Source organism: Oscillospiraceae bacterium (genome assembly GCA_025757985.1).
In the GTDB taxonomy this organism is placed as follows: domain Bacteria; phylum Bacillota; class Clostridia; order Oscillospirales; family Ruminococcaceae; genus Gemmiger.
Genome location: CP107210.1, coordinates 1,278,130 through 1,299,999 on the forward strand (window position 1 = coordinate 1,278,130; position 21,870 = coordinate 1,299,999).

22 protein-coding genes are annotated in these 21,870 nt (G+C 59.0%); 5 read left to right on the forward strand and 17 right to left on the reverse strand.

Annotated features, from left to right (window positions below; translation table 11 throughout):
• Positions 1-137: 137 nt before the first annotated feature.
• A complete protein-coding gene (cysE, locus tag OGM67_06470) occupies positions 138-788 on the forward strand; it encodes a serine O-acetyltransferase (GenBank protein UYJ35948.1) in 651 nt (216 codons plus the stop codon).
• 210 nt (positions 789-998) lie between these two features.
• Here cysE and OGM67_06475 read toward each other — a convergent pair whose 3' ends face one another.
• From OGM67_06475 to rfbC, 7 genes are read right to left on the reverse strand one after another with little or no spacing between them, the layout of a single operon-like run.
• On the reverse strand, positions 999-2,837 hold the full coding sequence (locus tag OGM67_06475) for a glycosyltransferase family 2 protein (protein UYJ35949.1): 1,839 nt from the start codon (positions 2,835-2,837) through the stop codon (positions 999-1,001).
• Positions 2,827-3,348, reverse strand: coding sequence for a transposase (locus OGM67_06480; GenBank protein ID UYJ35950.1), 522 nt, complete (start codon positions 3,346-3,348; stop codon positions 2,827-2,829). Before OGM67_06480 ends, OGM67_06475 begins: the two co-directional genes overlap by 11 nt.
• A 1-nt stretch (position 3,349) precedes the next feature.
• Positions 3,350-3,598: a kinase to dihydroxyacetone kinase gene (locus OGM67_06485; protein ID UYJ35951.1), complete on the reverse strand. Its 249-nt coding sequence runs from the start codon at positions 3,596-3,598 to the stop codon at positions 3,350-3,352.
• A 13-nt stretch (positions 3,599-3,611) separates the two neighbouring features.
• Positions 3,612-5,486: a glycosyltransferase family 2 protein gene (locus tag OGM67_06490; GenBank protein UYJ35952.1), complete on the reverse strand. Its 1,875-nt coding sequence runs from the start codon at positions 5,484-5,486 to the stop codon at positions 3,612-3,614.
• Positions 5,487-5,489: 3 nt separating this feature from the next.
• A complete protein-coding gene (locus tag OGM67_06495; GenBank protein ID UYJ35953.1) occupies positions 5,490-6,266 on the reverse strand; it encodes an ABC transporter ATP-binding protein in 777 nt (258 codons plus the stop codon).
• A 12-nt stretch (positions 6,267-6,278) separates the two neighbouring features.
• The gene (locus OGM67_06500; GenBank protein UYJ35954.1) at positions 6,279-7,076 is read right to left on the reverse strand and encodes an ABC transporter permease; all 798 of its coding nucleotides are present in this window, start codon (positions 7,074-7,076) and stop codon (positions 6,279-6,281) included.
• 9 nt (positions 7,077-7,085) lie between these two features.
• Entirely contained in the window at positions 7,086-7,652 is a 567-nt protein-coding gene (gene rfbC, locus OGM67_06505; GenBank protein UYJ35955.1) for a dTDP-4-dehydrorhamnose 3,5-epimerase, read from the reverse strand.
• Positions 7,653-7,839: 187 nt separating this feature from the next.
• Here rfbC and OGM67_06510 point away from each other — a divergent pair, with 187 nt between their 5' ends.
• Positions 7,840-8,394 carry a 5-formyltetrahydrofolate cyclo-ligase gene (locus OGM67_06510; GenBank protein UYJ35956.1) on the forward strand — a complete coding sequence of 185 codons (555 nt, stop codon included), beginning with the start codon at positions 7,840-7,842 and terminating at the stop codon, positions 8,392-8,394.
• Complete coding sequence (locus tag OGM67_06515) at positions 8,391-9,068, forward strand: hypothetical protein (protein ID UYJ35957.1); 678 nt, start codon at positions 8,391-8,393, stop codon at positions 9,066-9,068. The genes OGM67_06510 and OGM67_06515 overlap by 4 nt, the downstream gene beginning before the upstream one ends.
• A gap of 64 nt (positions 9,069-9,132) precedes the next feature.
• On the opposite strand, the gene OGM67_06520 is transcribed toward OGM67_06515, so the two are convergent.
• From OGM67_06520 to coaD, 7 genes are all read right to left on the reverse strand, one after another.
• Positions 9,133-10,233 carry an electron transfer flavoprotein subunit alpha/FixB family protein gene (locus OGM67_06520; GenBank protein ID UYJ35958.1) on the reverse strand — a complete coding sequence of 367 codons (1,101 nt, stop codon included), beginning with the start codon at positions 10,231-10,233 and terminating at the stop codon, positions 9,133-9,135.
• Between the two features lie 17 nt (positions 10,234-10,250).
• Positions 10,251-11,036, reverse strand: a complete 786-nt coding sequence (locus OGM67_06525; protein UYJ35959.1) for an electron transfer flavoprotein subunit beta/FixA family protein — start codon at positions 11,034-11,036, stop codon at positions 10,251-10,253.
• A gap of 14 nt (positions 11,037-11,050) precedes the next feature.
• Entirely contained in the window at positions 11,051-12,220 is a 1,170-nt protein-coding gene (locus tag OGM67_06530) for an acyl-CoA dehydrogenase family protein (protein UYJ35960.1), read from the reverse strand.
• 74 nt (positions 12,221-12,294) lie between these two features.
• Complete coding sequence (locus OGM67_06535) at positions 12,295-13,167, reverse strand: 3-hydroxyacyl-CoA dehydrogenase NAD-binding domain-containing protein (protein ID UYJ35961.1); 873 nt, start codon at positions 13,165-13,167, stop codon at positions 12,295-12,297.
• A 93-nt stretch (positions 13,168-13,260) separates the two neighbouring features.
• Positions 13,261-14,046, reverse strand: a complete 786-nt coding sequence (locus OGM67_06540; protein ID UYJ35962.1) for an enoyl-CoA hydratase-related protein — start codon at positions 14,044-14,046, stop codon at positions 13,261-13,263.
• Between the two features lie 18 nt (positions 14,047-14,064).
• The gene (locus OGM67_06545; GenBank protein UYJ35963.1) at positions 14,065-15,279 is read right to left on the reverse strand and encodes an acetyl-CoA C-acetyltransferase; all 1,215 of its coding nucleotides are present in this window, start codon (positions 15,277-15,279) and stop codon (positions 14,065-14,067) included.
• An 87-nt stretch (positions 15,280-15,366) separates the two neighbouring features.
• On the reverse strand, positions 15,367-15,858 hold the full coding sequence (gene coaD, locus OGM67_06550; protein UYJ35964.1) for a pantetheine-phosphate adenylyltransferase: 492 nt from the start codon (positions 15,856-15,858) through the stop codon (positions 15,367-15,369).
• Between the two features lie 413 nt (positions 15,859-16,271).
• Here coaD and ptb point away from each other — a divergent pair, with 413 nt between their 5' ends.
• Positions 16,272-17,180, forward strand: a complete 909-nt coding sequence (ptb, locus tag OGM67_06555) for a phosphate butyryltransferase (protein UYJ35965.1) — start codon at positions 16,272-16,274, stop codon at positions 17,178-17,180.
• A 55-nt stretch (positions 17,181-17,235) separates the two neighbouring features.
• Positions 17,236-18,303, forward strand: a complete 1,068-nt coding sequence (gene buk / locus OGM67_06560; protein ID UYJ35966.1) for a butyrate kinase — start codon at positions 17,236-17,238, stop codon at positions 18,301-18,303.
• Positions 18,304-18,607: 304 nt separating this feature from the next.
• On the opposite strand, the gene OGM67_06565 is transcribed toward buk, so the two are convergent.
• The 3 genes from OGM67_06565 to OGM67_06575 form a co-directional block, all read right to left on the reverse strand.
• A complete protein-coding gene (locus tag OGM67_06565; protein UYJ35967.1) occupies positions 18,608-19,627 on the reverse strand; it encodes a helix-turn-helix domain-containing protein in 1,020 nt (339 codons plus the stop codon).
• A 105-nt stretch (positions 19,628-19,732) separates the two neighbouring features.
• A complete protein-coding gene (locus OGM67_06570) occupies positions 19,733-20,605 on the reverse strand; it encodes a YitT family protein (GenBank protein ID UYJ35968.1) in 873 nt (290 codons plus the stop codon).
• A 71-nt stretch (positions 20,606-20,676) separates the two neighbouring features.
• On the reverse strand, positions 20,677-21,816 hold the full coding sequence (locus OGM67_06575) for a hypothetical protein (protein ID UYJ35969.1): 1,140 nt from the start codon (positions 21,814-21,816) through the stop codon (positions 20,677-20,679).
• Positions 21,817-21,870: the final 54 nt, after the last annotated feature.

Here is a 21,870-nt window from a genome sequence, read left to right on the forward strand (position 1 = left end):
ATACAAAGCAGCGCGGCATTTTGCAAGGGCGGTGCTGCGGGAAAAGTTGAAGGATCCGCAACGATCCCGCGTTGCACTCTGCCCGGGATTGTGATATACTAATAAACAAGTATCGTAAAGCAAAGAGGAAAAGAATTATGGGGCTTTGGGAAGACGCAAAAAACATCCGCGATAAGGACCCTGCGGCGCGCAATGTCGCGGAGGTCATCATTTTGTATCCGGGCTTTCATGTGCTGGTGACGCATAAGATCGCCCATTTTCTGTACCGTCACCACTGCTTTTTTCTGGCCCGCCTTGTCAGCCAGCTGGCGCGGCATCTGACCGGCATCGAGATCCACCCCGGTGCCAAAATCGGCCGCAAGCTTTTCATCGACCACGGCATGGGCATCGTCTTTGGTGAGACGACAGAGATCGGGGATAACTGCACGATCTATCACGGTGTTACGCTGGGCGGCACCGGCAAGGATACCGGCAAGCGCCACCCGACCCTGGGCAACAATGTGCTGATCGGTGCCGGGGCCAAGGTGCTGGGCCCGGTCTACATCGGCGATAATGTCCGCGTGGGTGCAGGCAGCGTTGTGCTGAAAAACCTGCCCGCCAACGCAACAGCGGTCGGCGTCCCGGCGGAGATCGTGCGTGTGGGCAATGTCAAGTGCTGCCCGGCGGACGACCTCGACCAGCAGGATCTGCCGGATATCGTCAACCAGCGCATCTCCGAGCTGGAGGCCCGCCTGAGCCGCCTCGAGGCCGAAAAGCAGGGTGAGTTCCCGCCGGATAAAAAAGAATAATAAAAACGCACGCCGTGAAATTTACGGCGTGCGTTTTTTGTCAGTATGGCTTCCCCAGAGGGGGGGAAGCTGTCAGCGGCCCCGCCCGCTGACTGATGAGGGGCAAACTTACCGGGAATTTCCCACTGACGGGCAATAGGGCAAACCCGCCCCTCATCCGCCCTCGGTCGGGGCCTCGGGCACCTTCCCCCACGGGGGAAGGCAATCAACTCATTTCAGATTCCGCAAATCCCCGCTCTCACGGAAATCCTCATAATCCAGCGACAGCGACGGGCTGTAGTAGGGGTCATGCAGGATGTTCTCCCGCCCGTGGACCGCATACAGGCGGTCATGCTCGGCGTCAAAGCGGGCCTTTTTGGCCGGGTCGTTTTCATCGGAGCCGCGGGACTTGCTCTCATAGTGATACAGCTGTGCGTAGGGGGTCCAGACGATGCGCCAGCCGGCGTCCCGCACCCGCAGGCAGAAGTCCACATCGTTGTAGGCAACGGTGAACTCCTCGTCCAGACCATGGGCGGCATCGTAGACGGCAGTGCGCACCAGCAGGCAGGCGGCGGTCACGGCGGAGAGATCCTGCACGGTGGCCAGCCGGAACATGTACCCGCTGCCGCCGCGCTTGTGGTACTTGTGGCTGTGGCCTGCATAGCCGCCCAGCCCCGTGATGATGCCGGCGTGCTGGATCGTGTCATCGGGATAGTAGAGCATCGCGCCGCAGATGCCGACACCGGGCTGGCTGCACTCCCCCACCATCTGGGTGAGCCAGTCACCGTTGATGACCTCGACATCATTGTTGAGCAGCAGCAGGTATTTACCCGCCGCGTACTTGCGGCCGAAATTGTTGATGCGGCTGAAGTTGAACCCGCCCTTGTAGGTCACAACGCGGGCGTGGTCGTACCGGTCGGGCAGGCGCTTGTAGTAGTCTGCCGTGGCCGGGTCGGTCGAGTTGTTCTCAATGACGATGACCTCGAAGTTTTCATAGGTCGTTTTGGCGTAGATGCTGTGCAGGCACTTCTCCAGATCATCGGTGTGATCTTTGTTCGGGATCAGGATCGAGACAAGCGGCTCCGGTTCGGGAATATCCCACACCACATGGCAGGTGCCGGGGAAAAGCCCAGCCTCCACCCTGCCCTGCCGCCCGGTGGCGGTCAGATGGTCGGCTACGGCCCGCTGTGCGGCCTGCTCAACATAGGGCTTGGCTGCCGTGCCGCCGCTGGTGGATGCCGCATGCACGCGCCAATAGTACAGCACCTGCGGGATGTGCAGCGGTTTGGCGGCAGGGTCACTGCGCTGCATCTCATCCACAAGGCGCAGAAAAAGATCGTGATCCTGCGCACCGTCGCACTCCGGGCGCTCGCCGCCGACGGTGTCAAACAACGCTTTTTTGAAGACGGCCAGATGGCAGATGTAGTTGACCGCCATCAGGTACTCCGGCGCGTAGTCGGGCTTGAAGTGGCCGACACGCGGGTGCTCGGGCGTTTTCTCAAACAAGGCCTCATCGCTGTAGGCAAAGGGCGCACCGCTTTCGGCAAGGGCCTTGCTCATGCAGTACACTGCGTGGGGGGCCAGCATGTCATCGTGATCGGCCAGGGCTAAATAGTCGCCGGTGGCGAGCTTGGCCGCCTCGTTCGTGTTGGCGGCGATGCCCGCATTTTTGATTTTGGCATAGACGATGCGGGAATCCTGCGCGGCGCGCGCCTGCACAGCCCTGCCGACATCGGCGTGGGCGTCATCGCTGGCATCGACCAGCACAAGCTGCCAGTTGGGCGCCGTCTGGGCCTGCACGCTGTCCAGAAGCTGCTGCAAAAACTGCGGCGGCGTGTTGTACAGCGGGGTCAGGATGCTGATGGTCGGCCAGCCTGCGGCATTTGCGGCGGCATCGGCGCGCTGGGCGTCCAGCGTCTGCTTTGACGGCAGATACCGCGCCTTTTTGCCGAAGAACCGCCGCTTAAAAAAGCCAACGGCACGCCCGGCCATGACGCCGACACCCTGTTCCTTTGTCAGGGTCCGCGCATAGCCGAACAGCTCTTTGATGCGTTTTGTTTCAAGGCTCATGGGGTGGCTCCTCATAAAAGCAATCTTTGTGCCAGAGTTGGGGATTCGTGTCGATGTACTGCCAAATCTGTGCATATCCATGCTCGGTACGCACAACGTGGTCGTGAAAGGATTTTTGCCAGATGGGGCAGCCAATCGCTTTCGTGACAGCCTCTTTCATCTGTTTGATGACCAGTGAAATTGTAGGGGCGCACAGTGTGCGCCCGCCCTGTTCCCGCTGAATCAACAACAATAAATGAACATGATTTGGCATTACGGCATATTTTATTAACTTTACTGCGGGATGCCGAATGGAAATCTGCAAAATGGCATCTTCAACGGCTTTCCCGTAAGGCGATAACTCCGGGGCAAGGCGCGGGCGCACAGTGTGCGCCCCTACATCCTCAACCGCCGTAAGGACATCGCTTTTCCACAAAATTTTCTGCCGCCCATGCGTGCAAATCGTGATGAAATACGCACCGTTTTGGGCGTAATCATACGCCGTCAGGCGGTTAACCTTGCGCCTTGCCAATTTACCCGTGCAACCCTTTTGCTTGGCGCTCCATGTTTTCTACGATGATGGTGTTCAATTCGCCGAGGGCGGCGGCGTACTCCAAAACCTTCCACGGGGTGTCGGTGTGGTAATGCACCTTGACGACATCCTCGTCGCCGACGACCAACAGGCAATCGCCCTTGGCGCTGTTCAAAATGCCGTCGTGGATGGTGTCCTCGTCGAGGTCGTGGCCTTCGATTAAAAACTGGGTATCAAACTTATTTTCCATGCAAAACACCTCCTCACTTCAACCCGAAATTTTCAAACAAATTGTTGAAATGCGGGTTGTAATAGGGATCGTAATTGTCGATGTACTGCGCATATTTCGCGTAGAAATTCGCTTTTTCCCGCTCGTAGCGCTTGGTGTTCTCGCTCAAGGTGTCAAGGCCGCGGCTTTTGCTCTCGTAGTGGTAGGCTTCGGCGCGGGGCGTGTAGACATTCAGCAGCCCCTTCTGCCACAGCTTCAGGCAGTAGTCCACGTCGTTGTAGGCAACGGCAAATTTTTCCTCGTCCAGACCGCCGCATTCACGGTACAGCGCGGTTTTCGTCATCAGGCAGGCGCCCGTAACGGCCATGTAATCCTGTGTCGTCACAAGGCGGTACATATCGCCGACGGCGGTGCGCGGGTAGCTCTTGTGGCTGTGCCCGGCGCTGCCGTTAATGCCCATCAGCACGCCTGCGTGTTGGATCGTGTCGTCGGGGTAGTAGAGCTTCGCGCCCACCGCACCCACGTCGGGGCGCTGGCTGTAGCTGAGCAATTCCCGCAGAAAGTCGTGGGACAGCACCTCGATGTCGTTGTTCAGCAGCAGCAGGTGCTCACCCTCGGCGAAGGTCGCGCCAAAGTTGTTGATGGCCGAGAAGTTGAACGCGCCCTTGTAGTAGACGACGCGGCAGTCGGTAAAGCGGCTGGGCAGCATCTCGTAGTAGGCGAACGTCGCCGGGTCGGTGGAGTTGTTCTCAATGACGATGACCTCGAAATTGTCGTAACCCGCGTTCTTGTACAGGCTCGTCAGGCAGCGGTCAAGGTCGTCGGTGTGGTCTTTGTTCGGGATCAGCACGCTGATTTTCGGGTGCCCCGTCAGCTCGTACCGCACCTGAAACGCGCCGGGCGCGTCGGGCACGGCCATCGCGTGCCCCGGCAGACCGAGGCGTTCAAGCTGCGCGTCGATGGCGCGCTCCCCCGCCGCGATGGCGTAGGGCTTCGCCTCCATGCCTGCGGCGGTCGAGCCCGCATGGCCGCGCCAAATGTAGAGCACCTTTTTGATATGCTCGATGCGATGTGCTTTTTCGGTCAGGCGAAGAATTAGGTCGTGATCCTGCGCACCGTCAAACTCCTTGGACTCATAGGCCCCTGCCGCGTCCAGCAGCGGGCGGCTGAACACCGCCAGATGGGTGATGAAGTTCACGCCGCGCAGATAGTCCGGTGCAAAATCCGGCTTGAAGTGATACCCGCCCAGTTGTTTTAAATCAGCCGAGAGAACGATTTCGTCACTGTAGACAAAATCTGCTCCGGTGCTTTGGATGGTCTGCACAACCTCAAAGAGGGCGTTGGGATACAGTACATCGTCATGGTCCAGCAGGGCAATAAAATCGCCGTGGGCCAGTGCGAAGCCGCGGGTCGTGTTGGCCGCGATGCCGCCGTTTTCGATGCACTCATACACGATGGTGCCCGGCACCTGCCTGGGCAGTCGGCGCTCCAGCCGTTTGTCGGCATCGCTTGCATCCAGCAGCACCAGCTCCCAGTTGGTGTAGGTCTGCCTGATAACGCTGTTCAGCATCTCATCAAAAAATTTTGCCGGGGTGTTGTAGAGCGGCACGATGATGCTGATCTGCGGCCCCTGCAGGGCGGCGGCGCGCTGGGCCTTCAGCTCGCGGCGCAGCGGGATGTCTGCCCGGTGCCGCCAATCATCGTGGTGCATCGCCAGCCCGACGCGGAATTTCACATCACGCCACAGCTGTTCAGCGCCCTGCTCCCGCAGGGTCTTGACGCTGCGGCCGGCCAGATCTCGCAGATGGGCGGGGTTCAAAAGGCGGCGCGCCATCCCGCCCACACTGTCCTGTACGGCCAGATCGGCAGGGCGCTCGTTGTCGGGTTTCTTATGGGAAGTTTCAGGCATGATTTATTCCTCGGTGACTTTTGCCGGCATGGCGTCCTTTTTCTCGAATTTACGGTACTCGGCTGTGATCTCCTTGGTGGGGCCGAGGCGGCGCAGGTGGCCGTGGTCGAGCCAGGCAACCTTGTTGCACATGCGCTCGATCTGGTCGATCGAGTGGCTGACCAAAATGACCGTGGTGCCGCCGGACAGCAGCTCTGCCATCCGCTTTTCGCACTTTTCCTGAAACAGGAAATCGCCCACCGACAGGATCTCATCGGCAATCAGAATGTCGGGCTTTGTCATGGTGGCCACGGCAAAGGCCAGCCGCGCTACCATGCCGGAGGAGTAGTTCTTTAGCGGTACATCGAGGAAATCCTGCAGCTCGCTGAAATCAACGATGTCATCAAACTTCGAGTCGATGTACTTCGGCGTGTAGCCGAGGACAGTGCCGTTCAGATAGATGTTCTCCCGCGCGGTCAGATCCATGTCAAAGCCGGCACCCAGCTCGATAAGCGGTGCGATGGTGCCGTTGACCGTGACCTTGCCCGCGCTGGGCTTATACACGCCGGAAATGACTTTCAGCAGCGTAGACTTGCCGCTGCCGTTCAGCCCAATCAGGCCGTAGAAGTCACCGGGCATAATATCAAACGATACATCGTCCAGCGCAAAGAATTCATCAAACCGGACACCACCGTGCAGCAGCGCCACAAAGTATTCCTTGAGACTCTCGTGCTTTTCCTTGGCGAGGTTGAAGCGCATCGAAACATGGTCGATCGAGATAATGGGTTTCTGCTCTGCCATTTCGATGCCCCCTTACATGTACAGGACAAATTTGTCCTGATATTTTTTAAAGACAAAAATACCCAGTCCCAGACTGAGTGCGGCGCAGAGGAACGGGATCAGCAGCATGTTTGCGGTCAGGCCCTCGCCCCACATGACGCAGGAACGCACCGAGGTGATGTACCAGTAGATGGGGTTCAGGTTGATGACGAACTGCATCCAGCTTTCCATCTGGCGCGGGTCGTAGAAGATGGCGCTGCCGTAGACCAGCAGAGTGCAGAAAACCTCCCAGATGTGCATGATGTCGCGCACAAAGACATACATCGTGGAGAGGATCAGCCCGATGCCGAGGCTGAAAATAAACAGCATGACGATGGGGTAAATGGCCAGCAGCACCGTCCCGATCGAGATGTGCGACCACGTTAGCAGCGCCACAATGAAGAGAGCCACCAGACTGAAGAAGAAATTCACCAGCGCGAAGCAGCATTTCTCCAGAGGGAAGATATATTTGGGGATATAGACCTTGCGCAGCAGCGGGCCGTTTTTCAGCACGCTCTCCATGGCCATGGTCGTGCTCTCGCGGAAGAAGTTGAACATCAGCTGGCCGATGATCAGAAACAGCGGGAAATCCTCAATCCCCTGCCCGCGCACATTGAACAGCGCCCCGAACACGGCCCACATGACCAGACAGGTCAGCAGGGGGTTCAGCACGCTCCACGCCACGCCCAGCACGCTCCGGCGGTATTTGAGCTTAAAATCGCGGGAGATCAGGTTTTGCAGCAGATAGCGGTACTTCCAGAAACCGGCAAAGGTGTTTTTCAGTTTCTCCACGGTGTATCCTCAATACTTCTCAAAATACTCAAACTTCTGGTCGGCAAAGGGGGTGTGCTCCTTGTCCTTGGCGCTGGTCTTGTGCGCACAGCCGCAGTCCGGCCACTGGACATTGACGGTCGGGTCATCGTAGGGGATGCCGCCCTCGGCGGTGGGGTCGTAGACGTCGGTGCACTTGTAGCAGAACTCGGCCACATCGGACAGCACGACAAAGCCGTGGGCAAAGCCCTCGGGAATCCAGAGCATCTTCTTGTTCTCGGCCGAGAGAGTCACGCCGACCCACTTGCCGAAGGTCGCGCTGTTGGGGCGGCAGTCAACGGCCACATCAAACACCTCGCCCAGCGTCACACGGACCAGCTTGCCCTGAGTGTGCTTGGTCTGGAAGTGCAGACCGCGCAGTACGCCCTTGGTGGAGCGGCTCTGGTTGTCCTGCACAAAAGGCTTGTCGATGCCTGCGGCGGCAAAATCGTCGATCTGGTAGGTCTCCATAAAATAGCCGCGGTCATCACCAAAAACGGTCGGCTCGATGATCTGCACTTCGGGAATGTCGGTCTTGATAAAATTAAACTTGCTCATGAGGTTGAATCTCCTTTTTATATAAATGTCAGCATATACATAACGATACAGCTTATATTATACTCTATTCTGCCTCTGCGGGCAAGATGGCGGAAAAATTTTGTCGCTGCTGTAACAACAGCGGTTATTTTCCGTCTTGTAGGGTAAGGGCAGATATGGTATGATACCTCAAAAGGTGGGATGTACAATGACAAAACGGGAGGCACGCGCGCTGGCAAAGGCCCGGCGCGCCGAGCTGGATATGCAGGCTGTCGGCTGCGGTATGGCAAGGGCGCTGTTTGCCCTGCCCTGCTGGGCGGCGGCCGACACAGTGCTGGCGTTTGCAGCCATGCCGGACGAGCCGGACACAGCGGCCATTTTGCGCCAAGCGCTGGCGGACGGCAAACGGCTGCTGCTGCCCCGTGTGCGGAGCCGCACCGAGATGGACTGGGTGGAGATACCGAGCCTGTCTTTGCTGCAGCCCGGTGCCTACGGCATCCCGGAGCCGCCCGCAGACCGGCCCGCCGCCGACCCCGGCGGGTATGCTGCCACGCTGGCGCTGATCCCCTGCCTTGCGGCCGGGACGGACGGCGTGCGGCTGGGCCGCGGCGGTGGGTATTATGACCGTTTTCTGGCACAATATAAGGGGGAAAGGCTGCTGCTCTGCCCGGCGGCGGCCCTGCTGGCGGACTTACCTGCCGATGACTGGGATGCCCGCTTTGCCCCTGACGAAATTTTGACCGAGAAAGGAATTTTACGATGAAAAAGCTGCTTTTTGCAACAGCCCTGCTGACCTCTCTGCTTCTGTCTGCCTGCGGTAGCCAGAAGGCTGACAGCGATGATCTGGCGAACCAACCTGCCACAAGACCTGAGGAAGGCGCGGAGCTGGACCCGGAGTTCAGCGTTGACGATGAGGATACCGGTGAGACCGCCGAGCCGCAGCCGGACGCGGAGCTGAGCGGTATGGTGGACGCGATCTACCAGCTTCAGCCTGTTGAGGCGATGGGCATCGAGACGGTGGCTGTTGACCTGACCGATGAGAGCTGGTACGGCTATCTGGCGGGGCTGACTGCGGACAATGTGGGCAAGGTGGACGCCGCCGTAGTCAGCGAGCCGATGACCGGCAGTCAGGCGTACAGCCTAGTGCTGCTGCGCCTCAAGGACAAGGCCGATGCCCGCGAGATCGCCGATTCGATGGAGGAAAACATCAGCATGCGCAAGTGGGTCTGCGTGGAGGCAGATAAGGCCCGCGTGGTCAGCTTTGATGATAAGCTGCTGTATGTCATGGCAGACAGTGAGCTGGTCGATGTCGATCTGTTGGCGGATGCCGCCGCAAAAGCCTTTGATGCGACATTTGATGTCGATGACTCTCTCGTCAATGAGGACGAGAGTGAGCTGCCCCCGGAGCTGCTGTCCGCCCCGGCTGTGGCAGACTGAGCGATACAAAAAACAAAGAGCCGTGCCCTTTGCGGGGCACGGCTCTTGTTGTTTACAGGCGGAATCAGGCCTTGGCAGCCTTGATCTCCTTGATCAGCTCGGGAACGACCTTGTACAGATCGCCGACGATGCCGTAGGTGGCAACGTCGAAGATGGGGGCGTTCTCGTTCTTGTTGATGGCGATGATGTTCTCGGAGTCCTGCATACCGGCAACGTGCTGGATGGCACCGGAGATGCCCAGGGCAACGTAGATGCGGGGATGCACGGTCTTACCGGTCTGGCCGACCTGATGGTCAGCGCTCAGCCAGCCCTCATCGGTGACGGCACGGGAAGCACCGACAACGCCGCCCAGAGCCTCGGCCAGCTCCTCAGCCAGCTTGATGCCCTTCTCGGGGTCAGCGGAGATACCGCGGCCGACGGCGACGACAACGTCAGCACCGATCAGGTCAACGAGCTTCTCAGCGCTCTTCTTAATGTCGAGCACCTGAACATGGATGTCGTCGGCAGTCAGAGCGGGCGCAACATTCTCGATGACGACCTTATCAGCACCGGCCTGATCGAACGCCTGCATCTGCATGACGCCGGGGCGGACGGTGGACATCTGCGGGCGGAAGCGCGGGCAGATGATGGTAGCCATCAGGTGGCCGCCGAATGCGGGGCGGGTCATCTTCAGGTTGGTGTTCTCCTCAAACTTGGTGTTGTCCACATCAATGTTGGAGGTGGTGCGCAGGAAGTTCTTGTACTTCTCGACATCAACGTCCAGATGGGTGCAGTCGGCAGTCAGGCCGGTGTGCAGACGGGCTGCGCAGCGGGGGCCGAGGTCGCGGCCCAGGTTGGTCGCGCCGATCAGCATGATCTCGGGCTTCTTGTCCATGATGAGGTCGCACAGCGCCTTGGCATAGCCATCGGTGGTGTAGTCCTTCAGCAGGGGGCTGTCGATATTGTAAACACGGTCAGCGCCGTAGCCGCCCAGAGTCTTGAGGTCAGCCTCAGCCAGACCGCTGCCCATGACAACGCCAGCCAGCTCAACGCCAAGGTCGTTGGCCAGCTTGCGGCCCTCGCTCAGCAGCTGATAGCTGATGGACTGGATCTCGCCTTCGCGCTGCTCGCAGAAAACCCACACGCCCTTGAAGGCGGCGGTGTCCATTGCATTGAATTCAGCCATTGTTCGTTTCTCCTTCCTCAAATCAGGTGCTTGTCGTTCAGGATGCCGACCAGCTGGGCAGCGTCCTCGACCTTCATGCCGGCGCCCTTGACCGGAGGAGCAAAGGACTTGTAAACGTTCGTCGGGGAACCCTTCAGACCGATGGTGTCGGTCTCGATGAGCGGATCGTCCTTCAGAGCATTGTAATCAAAGACCTCAAGCGGCTTGTCGTAGCACTCGAAGATACCGGAAACGCTCATGTAGCGCGGGGTATTCAGCTCCTTGATGCAGGTCAGCAGGCAGGGAGTCTGAACCTTCAGCTCCATGTAGCCGTCCTCGAGCTGACGCTTGACAGTCAGGGAGTTGCCATCCTTCTGGATGTCGGTGACATAGGTGACCTGAGGCAGATGCAGCTTCTCAGCGATCTGGGGGCCGACCTGAGCGGTATCACCGTCGATGGCCTGACGGCCACAGAAAACGATGTCCTCGGGGCCGACGCCGATCTTGTTGACGGCAGCGGCCAGAATCTGAGAGGTGGCGAAGGTGTCGGAACCGCCGAACTCGCGGCCGGAAACCAGCACGCCGCGGTCAGCGCCGCGGGCCATCAGCTCACGCAGCATACCCTCTGCCGGCGGCGGGCCCATGGTGACGACGACGACCTCGCAGCCGGTCTCGTCTTTCAGCTGCAGGGCGGCCTCGACGGCGTTCAGGTCGTCGGGGTTGGTGATGGTAGCCATGGCAGAGCGATCCATGGTGCCGTCAGCCTTGACAGCGACCTTGCCCTGCGTATCGGGAACCTGTTTGACACAAACGATTGCTTTCATTACGTCTGTCCTCCTTACTTCAGCAGCGCGCCGCCGATGACCATCATCTGCACTTCGCTGGTGCCCTCGTAGATCTCGGTGATCTTGGCATCACGCATCATGCGCTCGATGGGGTAATCGCGGGTGTAGCCGTAGCCGCCGAACAGCTGCAGGCAGCGGCGGGTCACATCGCTGGCGGTGCGGGCGGCAATGAGCTTGGCCTCAGCAGCCTCGACGCTGTAACGAACCTTCTGGCCGTCCATGGCAGCCTGCTTCTTCTGGGCAGCTGCATAGACCAGATACTTGGCGGCGTCAACGCGGGCCTTCATCTCGGCCAGCTCAAACTGGGTGTTCTGGAACTGTGCGATGGAGCGGCCAAACTGCTTGCGCTCCTTGACATAGGCGACAGTCTCGTCGATGGCGCCCTCGGCAATGCCCAGAGCCTGGGAAGCGATGCCGATACGGCCACCGTCCAGCGTAGCCATGGCCAGCTGGAAGCCCTTGCCCTTCACGCCCAGCAGGCGATCCTTCGGGATGATGCAGTCTTCCATGATGAGCTCGCAGGTGGAAGAACCGCGAATGCCCATCTTGTCCTCGGGCTTGCCGACCTTGAAGCCGGGATCGGTGCGCTCAACGATGAAGGCGCTGATTTCCTTCTGCTTGCGGCCGCGCTTGTCGGTGACAAAACCGGTGACGGCGATGATGATGAACACATCGGCAAAACCGGCGTTGGTGATGAAGATCTTGGAGCCGTTCAGCTTCCAGTGGTCGCCCTCGTCAACGGCGAAGGTCTGCTGGCCCTGAGCGTCGGTACCGGCACCGGGCTCGGTCAGGCCGAAAGCGCCGATCCACTCGCCGCTGCACAGCTTGGGCAGGTACTTTTCCTTCTGGGCGGGGGTGCCGTTCTCGTAGATAGGCGCAGCGCACAGAGAGGTGTGGGCAGACAGGATAACACCGGTCGTGCCGCAAACCTTGGACATTTCCTCAACCGCCATGACGTAGGACAGCACATCGCCGCCTGCACCGCCAACGGACTTCGGGAAATAAATGCCCATCATGCCCAACTTAGCCATCTTCTCAACGGTCTCTTTGGGGAAGTACTCCTCCGCGTCGACCTTCTTGGCCAGGGGCTTGACTTCGTTCTCAGCAAACTCCTTGTACATCTTCTGGACCATTTGCTGCTGTTTAGACAGAGTAAAATCCATTACTTAATCCTCCCTATATCAACAAACGCAGCCCGGCACGGTGCTCGCCGCGCCAGGCGCGTAAGTTTACAAAATTACAGAGCGTCGACCGGGGTCTTGGTGCGGTCAGCGTTGTAGACGTAGAAGCCCTTGCCGGTCTTGCAGCCGAGGTTGCCGCCGCGGACCATCTTGCGGATCAGCGGGCAGGCACGGTACTTGCTGTCGCCGGTCTCCTTGTACAGAACGTCCATGATGGCCAGGCAGATATCCAGACCAACAAAGTCACCCAGCTCCAAGGGGCCCATCGGGTGGTTGGCACCCAGCTTCATAGCGGTGTCGATACCGGCGATGTCAGAAACGCCCTCCATCTTGATGAAGGCAGCCTCATTGATCATGGGGATCAGGATGCGGTTGACGACGAAGCCGGCAGCCTCGTTGACCTGAACCGGGCTCTTGCCGATCTCGGTGCTGATCTTCTTGATGGTCTCGACGGTCTCGGCGGGGGTGTTGACACCGGCGATGACCTCGATGAGCTTCATGCGGTCAGCAGGGTTGAAGAAGTGCATGCCGACCAGAGGACGGGTCAGGCCCTTGCCGATCTCGGTGATGGACAGAGAAGAGGTGTTGGAAGCGAAAACGCACTCGGGCTTGCAAATTTTATCCAGTTCGCCAAAGGTGGTCTGCTTGACCTTCATATCCTCAAAAGCGGCCTCAACGATCAGGTCGCAGTCAGCGCACAGATCCTCTTTCAGGCCAGCGGTGATAGCAGCCATGCGGCGGTCGACCTCAGCCTGATCCAGCTTGCCCTTGGCAACCAGCTTGGCATAGCCGGCAGCGATCTTGTTCTTGCCGCCCTCGGCCCACTCCTGCTTGATGTCGCACAGTGCAACGGTGAAGCCCTCAACCTGAGCGAATGCCTTTGCGATGCCCTGGCCCATAGTGCCGGCACCGATAACGCCTACCTTCATAGTAAGTACCTCCAATATAAGATAAAAAGATAAGAGATAATAGATAATAAAATCGGTGTGCGCGCTGCGCACGATTTTAAGATTTATCTAAAATTAGTTGTTCGTGAAAACCGGCTTCGGCTTCGGCTTCTCGCGGCTCAGGAAGCAGCCCATGCCCTCGACCTGATCGTGGGTCTCGAAGCAATCGCCGAACAGCTTCTCCTCGACCTCGACAGCCTTCTCAATGGGCAGGCTGATGCCATCGTTGATAGCCTTCTTGCAGTTGCGCACGGCGATGGGGGCATTCTTGGCGATCTTGCCGGCCAGCTTGAGGGCGGCGGGCAGCAGCTCCTCCTGCGTGTAAACGGCGTTGACCAGACCGATGCGCAGGGCCTCGTCCGCCTTGATGTTCAGGGCAGAGTAGACCAGCTGCTTTGCCATGCCCATGCCGACCAGACGGGCCAGACGCTGGGTGCCGCCGAAGCCCGGCGTGATGCCCAGACCCACTTCCGGCTGGCCGAACACGGCGTTGTCGGAGCAGAGGCGGATATCGCAGCTCATAGCCAGCTCATTGCCGCCGCCCAGCGCGAAGCCGTTGACAGCTGCGATGACAGGCAGCGGGAAATGCTCGATCATCAGGAACACATCGTTGCCCAGCTTGCCGAACGCTTCACCCTCGGCCTTCGTCATGGTGGACATCGAGCCGATGTCAGCACCGGCAACGAAGCTCTTGTCACCGGCGCCGGTCAGTACGACACAGCGGACGGCGTTCTGATCGATGGCCTCAAAGGCGGCCTTCAGGTCAGCCAGAACCTCCGGGTTCAGCGCGTTCAGCGCCTTCGGGCGGTCGATGGTCAGGACGGCAACAGCGTCCTGAATTTCAGTGGTAACAAAGGACATTTTGATTTCCTCCGGTAATTACATCTCAACGATGGTGGCGCAGCCCATGCCGCCGCCGATGCACAGGGTAGCCAGACCCTTATGCGCACCGCGATGCTTCATGGCGTACAGCAGGGTGACGAGGATACGAGCACCGGAAGCGCCGACGGGGTGGCCCAGTGCGATAGCGCCGCCGTTGACGTTCAGCTTGCTCTGGTCGAAGTGCAGAGCCTCGCCGACTGCGACAGACTGAGCGGCAAAAGCCTCGTTGGCCTCGATCAGATCCATGTCGTCAACGGTCAGGCCGGTCTTGGCCATGACCTTGCGGGTGGCGGCGATGGGGCCGAGGCCCATGACCTCAGGCTCAACACCGGCCAGAGCACCGGCAACCCAGGTGGCCAGAGGCTCAACGCCCAGCTCCTTGGCCTTCTCCTCGCTCATGATGACCAGAGCAGCAGCGCCGTCGTTGATGGCGGAGGAGTTGGCGGCGGTGACGATGCCGTCCTTCTTGAAGCAGGGCTTCAGCTTGCCCAGAACCTCCATGGAGCTCATGCGGGGGCCTTCGTCGGTATCAAACACGGTGTCGCCCTTCTTGCCCTTGATGACAACGGGAACGATCTCGTCCTTGAAAGCGCCGTCGGCAATAGCCTTGGCGGCCTTCTCCTGAGAATGGAAGGCAAACTCGTCCAGCTGCTCACGGCTGATGGGGTTGTAGCCGTACTTCTTCTGGTAGGTCTCGTTGGTGCAGACGTTCTCGGCGGTCATGCCCATGTGCATATTGAAGCCGGTGGCATCCCACAGAGCATCGTTGACCATCGTGTCAACCAGCTCGCTCTTGCCCATGGGGTAGCCCATGCGGTAGCCGTAGCGGCCCTTCATCATGGCGAAGGGAGCCATGTCCATGTTCTCCATGCCGCCGGCAACCACGATGTCGGCATCGCCGGCCTCGATCATCTGAGCAGCCATGTTGACGCAGTTCAGACCGGAGCCGCAGACCACGTTGACGGTGACAGCGGGAACCTCGATGGGCAGACCGGCCTTCAGGGAAGCCTGACGGGCAACGTTCTGGCCCAGACCGGCCTGAATGACACAGCCCATGTAGACCTGATCGACCTGCTCGGGCTTGACATGGGCGCGATCCAACGCCTCTTTGATGACGATGGAGCCCAGCTCAGCGGCGGGGACATTGGCGAGGGTGCCGCCGAACTTGCCAATGGCAGTACGGCAGGCGCTGGCGATGACGATCTTTTTCATAAGTAGCCTCCTAAAAATACTTCTCTTTGGATGGACTATTGAGTAACTTTTTATCTTCAGGCCGGCAAGGCGCACGGCGTGAATGCGTTATAACTCCCCTGCCTCCCGCTTGGCGATGAGGGCTTTCTCAACATTGCGGGGTACAAAGCGGGAAACATCCTGCCCGTAGTGGGCAGCCTCCCGCACGATGGTGGACGACAGGTAGCTCCACTTGATGGCGGTCGCCAGAAAGACCGTCTCGATCTCGGGCATCATGGCGTAGTTGGTGTGGGCAAGCTGGATCTCATTCTCAAAGTCTGTGACTGCGCGCAGGCCGCGCACCATGACAGTGGCGCCCTTCTGCTTGGCAAAGCTGACCGTCAGACCGTTGAAGGAGTCGATCTCGACATTCGGGATGTTCTTGCAAGCCTCCCGCAGCATGGCAACGCGCTCCTCGACCGTGAAGAGAGGTGTCTTGGCACTGTTGACGAGTACCGCAACGATCACCTTGTCAAACATACGGCTGGAGCGCTTGATAATATCGAGATGCCCGTTGGTGACGGGATCAAAGCTGCCGGGATACATGGCAATGGTTGGCATGAATGTGTGAACCTTTCGGTTTGGAATAACGCCTTACCTGTTAAAAATTAAACAACTTTAGGGGTAAAGCTAGGCACCGGCGCCGACGCTGGCTCTTTGGGACGGTATCCTTTGGGTCAGAAGTACGGCGGCATGGTGCCGCAGCGGTGCGCGTATCGAACCGCTACTATAGTTTTACCATCCTGTTAAGGTTTTGTCAATGCCAAATTTGTTAAAAATCGGTCAGCTTTCTGCAAAATCGGGCGGCTCCCTACCGATTTAATAGGCACCACACGCAAAACAGAAAAAATATTTTTTGACACGCCGCTCCCCTTCCCCCTCTTGACCCACGGCGCATAAAGTGTTATTATTTTAACATACGGGGCTTTTTTGAGGCTGCCCCGCCCTGACTGAAAAAAACGAGGTGCTGTAAGATGAATTTTGAGGACCTGATCGCGAAAGTAAAAACCTGTGGCAAGCAGAAGCTGGCTGTCGCCGCCGCTGAGGACGATGCGGTTCTGGAGGCTGTTGACGCCGCCCATAAGCAGGGCATTGCCGATGCCATTCTGGTGGGTGACGAGGCTGCCATTCGCAAGATCGCGGCAGAGCTGAACATCGACCTTTCCGACTATGAGATCATCAACGAGCCCGACAAGGTGCAGGCCTCGCTGAAGGCTGTCAAGCTGGCGCATGACGGCGTGGCCAATATGTACATGAAGGGCCTGCTGGACACCAAAACCTTCCTAAAGAGTGTGCTGGACAAGGAGGTCGGCCTGCGCACCGGCAAGACCCTGTCCCATGTGGCCGTCTTTGAGGTCAAGGGCATCGAGCAGCTGCTTTTCCTGACCGATGTTGCCTTTATGACCTACCCGACGCTGGAAGATAAAGTACATATCATCGAGAATACCGTTGCCGTGGCCCATGCCTGCGGCGTTGCCTGCCCCAAGGTTGCTCCGCTGGCCGCCGTTGAGGTCGTCAACCCGAAGATGCCCTGCACCGTCGATGCCGACGAGCTGCGCAAGATGAACGCCGAGGGCAAGATCACCGGCTGTGTGGTGGATGGTCCCCTGTCCATGGACATTGCCATCGACCCCGAGGCTGCCCACCACAAGGGTGCGCAGGACCGCCCGGCCGCCGGCCATGCGGACATTCTGCTCTTCCCCGACATTCAGGCCGGCAACCTCGTCTACAAGACGCTTGTCCACACCGCCGACTGCAAGAACGGCTGCATCCTGACCGGCACCAAAGTGCCCGCCATCCTGACCAGCCGCAGCGACTCCTTCCAGACCAAGGTCAACTCGATCGCGCTGGCCGCCGTTGTCGCCGCCGGGCTGAACCAGTAAAAAATGCCTTCCCCCTTGGGGGAAGCCAAAGAATGTAAAAAAGGAGACATTTATCATGTCCATCAAAACTCTGGTCATCAATCCCGGCTCCACCTCCACCAAGGTCGGCGTGTTTGAGGATGAGACCCTGCTGTTTGAAGAAACGCTGCGCCACCCCACCGAGGAGATCGCCAAGTATGCCAGCGTCATTGATCAGAAGGATTTCCGCAAGGAGATCATTCTCGACTTCCTGAAGGAGAAGAACTGCGACCCCAAGACACTGAATGTCATTGTCGGCCGCGGCGGCCTGCTCAAGCCCATTCCGGGCGGCACCTATGCCGTCAGCGATGCGCTGCTCGCTGACCTGAAGGCCGGTGTTCAGGGGCAGCATGCCTCCAATCTGGGCGGCATCCTTGCCCGCGAGATCGGTGATGCGCTGGGTGTGCCCAGCTACATCGTGGATCCTGTGGTTGTCGATGAATTGACCGATAAGGCGCGCATTTCCGGTATGCCGGAGCTGCCCCGCCGCTCCATCTTCCATGCGCTGAACCAGAAGGCCGTTGCCCGCCGCTTCGCCAAGGAGAACGGCAAGCGCTACGACGAGCTGAACCTCATCGTCATCCACATGGGCGGCGGTGTCTCGGTCGGCGCCCATGACCACGGCAAGGTCGTGGATGTGAACAACATCCTCGATGGCGAGGGCTGCTTCAGCCCCGAGCGCAGCGGCACCGTGCCTGTCGGCGATCTGGTCAAGATGTGCTTCAGCGGCAAGTACACCCAGCAGGAGGTCTACAAGAAGATCTGTGGCAACGGCGGCTTTAACGGCTACCTGCACACCAACGATGCCCGTGAGGTCGGCAAGATGGCCGAGTCCGGCGATGCACTGGCCAAGCAGGTGTGGGATGCCTTCTTCTACCAGATCGCCAAGGACGCCGGCGCTATGGCTGCCGTGCTGCACGGCAAGGTCGACCAGATCATCCTGACCGGCGGCATTGCCTACAACCCGTTCACGGCCAAGACCCTGACCGACTACCTCGGCTGGATCGCTCCCGTCACCACCTACCCCGGTGAGGACGAGCTGCTCGCCCTCTGCCAGGGCGCTCTCCGCGTCATGACCGGCGAGGAAGAGGCTAAGAACTACTGATTTTAGCATAAAATAAACCACACCGCCGCTGATGAGCAAAATCGTCAGCGGCGGTGCTTTTGTTTATATCGCAGTAGGGGCCGGGCATGCCCGGCCCGGTGGTGTCCCGTCGGCGGGCGTTTATGGGGATGCCCCTGCCGCGCTGCAAATCGGCGGTGGTCGGCGTCCTCGACGCCCCGCGGAGGGGTCAAGACACCTCTCTACGGGGAACCCGTAAACGGCAGGCTGTAGGGAGCGGTCTTGACCGCTCCGGGCAGGCTTGCGCCCGCGCAGCGTTCCCGGGTGGAAAATCCCTCCCCTACGGCTAAAACAAACATGCCAGCAATTTTTTGACAGCGGGTATCCTGCCTATCCACCAAAATACAACGGCCCCGGCTACGCGCAAAATTACCGCGTCCACATCAAAACGGAACAGTGCGGTATCGGTGCGCACGAACAGTTGTGTAACTTCTATCACACAACCGCCAACTACAGCAAGCCAGACGGCGGCACCCGCCCCACGCCAGCGGGGTGAGATGCGCGGCAGCAGAAGAACCGGCAAGGAAAACACAAAAAAGTTCATCCAAAAGACAAAATGCCCGCGAAACGCATATCCGGAGCCGTTAAGATACCCTTGACCTGAAACAAGACAGAGCAGATATTGTGCGATTTGCCGAAATGGTACGAGATTTAAATTTTCCTGCCACGATGGGGCTTGCCAGAAATCCAACACAGGGAACGCAACACACCCGGCAAACGCTCCGGCAAAGTACAAATCGAGCAACCACAGCCCAGCCACGGCCATGGCCGATGCGCGGCGGAAGGCTCGCACCTCGGCCATGGCATCGGTGCAAAGCAGTCGCAGCAGCCAAAAGGCGGATGTTGTAAAAGCAAACGGAAGAGCAACGAGTAATAACAAAGATTCTATGCCAAAGCCATGGATGCCCGCCCCACCTGTCAGAACCAGCCGCAAAAATTGCAGCGTCAAGAACGCCGCAGCAAACAGCAGCAACCCGGCCAATACTGTGCAGGCACGGCGGCGGCGCAGTTGGGGGCCAAGCTCCCGCGTGTAGTCTACCAGCTGACGCGTAGTGCGGGCCTCAGCTTCAGCCGTCTGCATGGCAGGCGGCTGAAGGCGGCGTTCGCCAGCCAGCAGCTCACCTACGGTTATATCCAGCACATTAGCCAACGGCAAAAGCAGAGAAACATCCGGCAACCCCTTACCTGTCTCCCAACGGCTGATGGCCTTGTCGGTCAGCTGGAGTTTATCTGCCAGCTGGCGCTGCGTCCAGCCCTTAGCGCGGCGCTCCGCTCCAATGAATCTACCGATTTTTGTGGCATCCATGTCTAAAACCTCCTTTTTGTTCTGTGCCCATTATAAAGAAAACGCGCTCATTTTGGCAACCTATGCTCCATAGAGTTGCTAAAACAAACGCGTTTTCGCTGAAATTTATTCGTTCCGGTTCTCGTTCTTTCCCAGCTCCAGCTGGCGGAAGCCTTCGCCGTGGACCTCGTTGGATTGAAGCATGATGATGAAGCAGCCCGGGTCGAGGGCCTGCATGGCATGCTCGATCTCATAGAGCTGCTTGTTGGAGCAGGCGCAGAGCACGACATCTCGGGGGTGGCCGCCGTAGCCGCCGCGCCCCTGCAGGATCGTGGAGCCGCGGTCGGCTACCCGGTCGATCTCGGCACAGGCGGCAGCGCCGTCATCGGTGATGATCATGGCCAGCATCGACGAGGTGAAGCCGAACATCATCTTGTTGATGACGGTGGAGACAAGGAAATTGAACATGATACCGTAGATGATGGAGTCTACATCGCGGAACACGGCACCGGAGAGGACGATGACGGCCAGCGCCGCCGCAAAGGTGATGTTGCCGAACGCCAGATACGGGTGGCGGGCTTTGATAGCCATTGTGATGAAGTCGAGGCCGCCTGTGCTGGAGTTGTTCATGTAGATCAGTGCATCGCCGATGCCGCCGACCACACCGGCGCAGATCGTGGCCAGCAGGCGGTCGCCCTGATAGACCGGCAGCAGCGGCAGTACATAGTCGGTGGAGATGGCAAAGAGTATCATGCAGTAGACGCTGCGCAGGAAGAAGGCGCGTCCGAGCAGCTTGTAGGTGCACAGGATGATCGGAATGTTGATCAGCACATTGCTCAGGCCCATCGGCACGCCGAACAGGCGGTACAGGATGGCGCTGATGCCTGCAACGCCGGTGACAGGGATACCGGCCGCAACGGCAAAGCTGTAGATGCCTGCCGCGGAGATCAGGCAGCCGAGTGTCTGCAGCAGGAAATTCAGGGATTTGTTTTTCGTCATGGTACAAACCTCTTTTCATTAACAAAAAAGCCGGGAGCAAACAATGCTGCTCCCGGCTGAACTTTTTAAGCTCAGGCGTTCTTTTTGATCTTGGAGGCGCTGTAGGTGTTCAGCGCGGCGCTGTTCAGATCATGCTCCAGCGCGGCACCGGCGGCGTACAGCTCATCCTGAATGGCGGTAGACTTCATATCAGTCAGCAGGTCATACATGCTGTCCAGCTCGTCCACGGTGTAGGTCTTGAACGGGTCGATGCGGCGGGCAACCAGAATCGTGGTGCCCAGATCGATCGTGGTCCAGTGGTTCAGCCCGGCAGCGTCCAGCGGGTTGGTCAGGTTGTTGTATTCATCGCTGCCGTAGCTGCTCAGGTCATCGGGGGTGTAAAGCTGGCTTGCAGCGTAGTAGACGGCCTGCGAGGCGTCCATCTCACTGCCCATGGCGGCCATCGCCTGCGGCACATAGGTCATGGCCGCAGTGTACAGGGCGCTGCCGGAGGCCGTCTCTGCGGTGGCAGTCCGGCTCAGCTCCTCCATGCAGCTTTCGGCGGTAGCCATGATGGAGGCCTTCTGGGTGTCATCAGCCATCGCGTAGCTGCTGTAGTTGACGAGCGGGAACTGCACGGCCTCAATGTAGTAGCAGTCGTTGTTCACATAATCGGTGTACTCGGCTTCGGTGACGGGGGTCGTGCCCTCGGGGCCGTAGGCCATCTTCAGCAGGGCCTTGGCCTTCTGGGCGTTGAGCAGGTAGGTCTCCACAGTAGCCTTGGAGATGCCGTTGGCTGTGTACAGATCGCCGTTGGTGCCCCACAGGCTGTCGGCGGTTTTGGCGGCCTCGGCGGTGGCGGCGTCATCCAGAACGCCGTTCTGCGCGGCAAACTGCTTTTCCACGGCGGCGTAGTACTCAATGGCGCGGGTAGTCAGCTGGGCCACATACTCGCTGCCCGGGGCGGTGACCTCCTCGCCGTTGATGGTACCGGTGCAGGTGGCCTTCAGCACGGCTTTGACATCGGAGGCCGTCTCGCCGGTCGCAAGCTTGGCCAGACCGGACGCGGTGTTGTAGGAGTTATACTGGGCCAGCAGGTAGATGCCGGCCGGGATCTCGACCCCGCCGATGGAGCCGACGGTGGACGGCGTGGACATGGCACAGCCCGCCAGCGCCAGCACCATGGAAACAGCCATGGCAAGGCTGAACAATTTGGTTTTGATGGAACGCATAAATGGTTCTCCCCTTTGATATACTTTAGGCGCGGCAGGACGCCGCAGCATAAA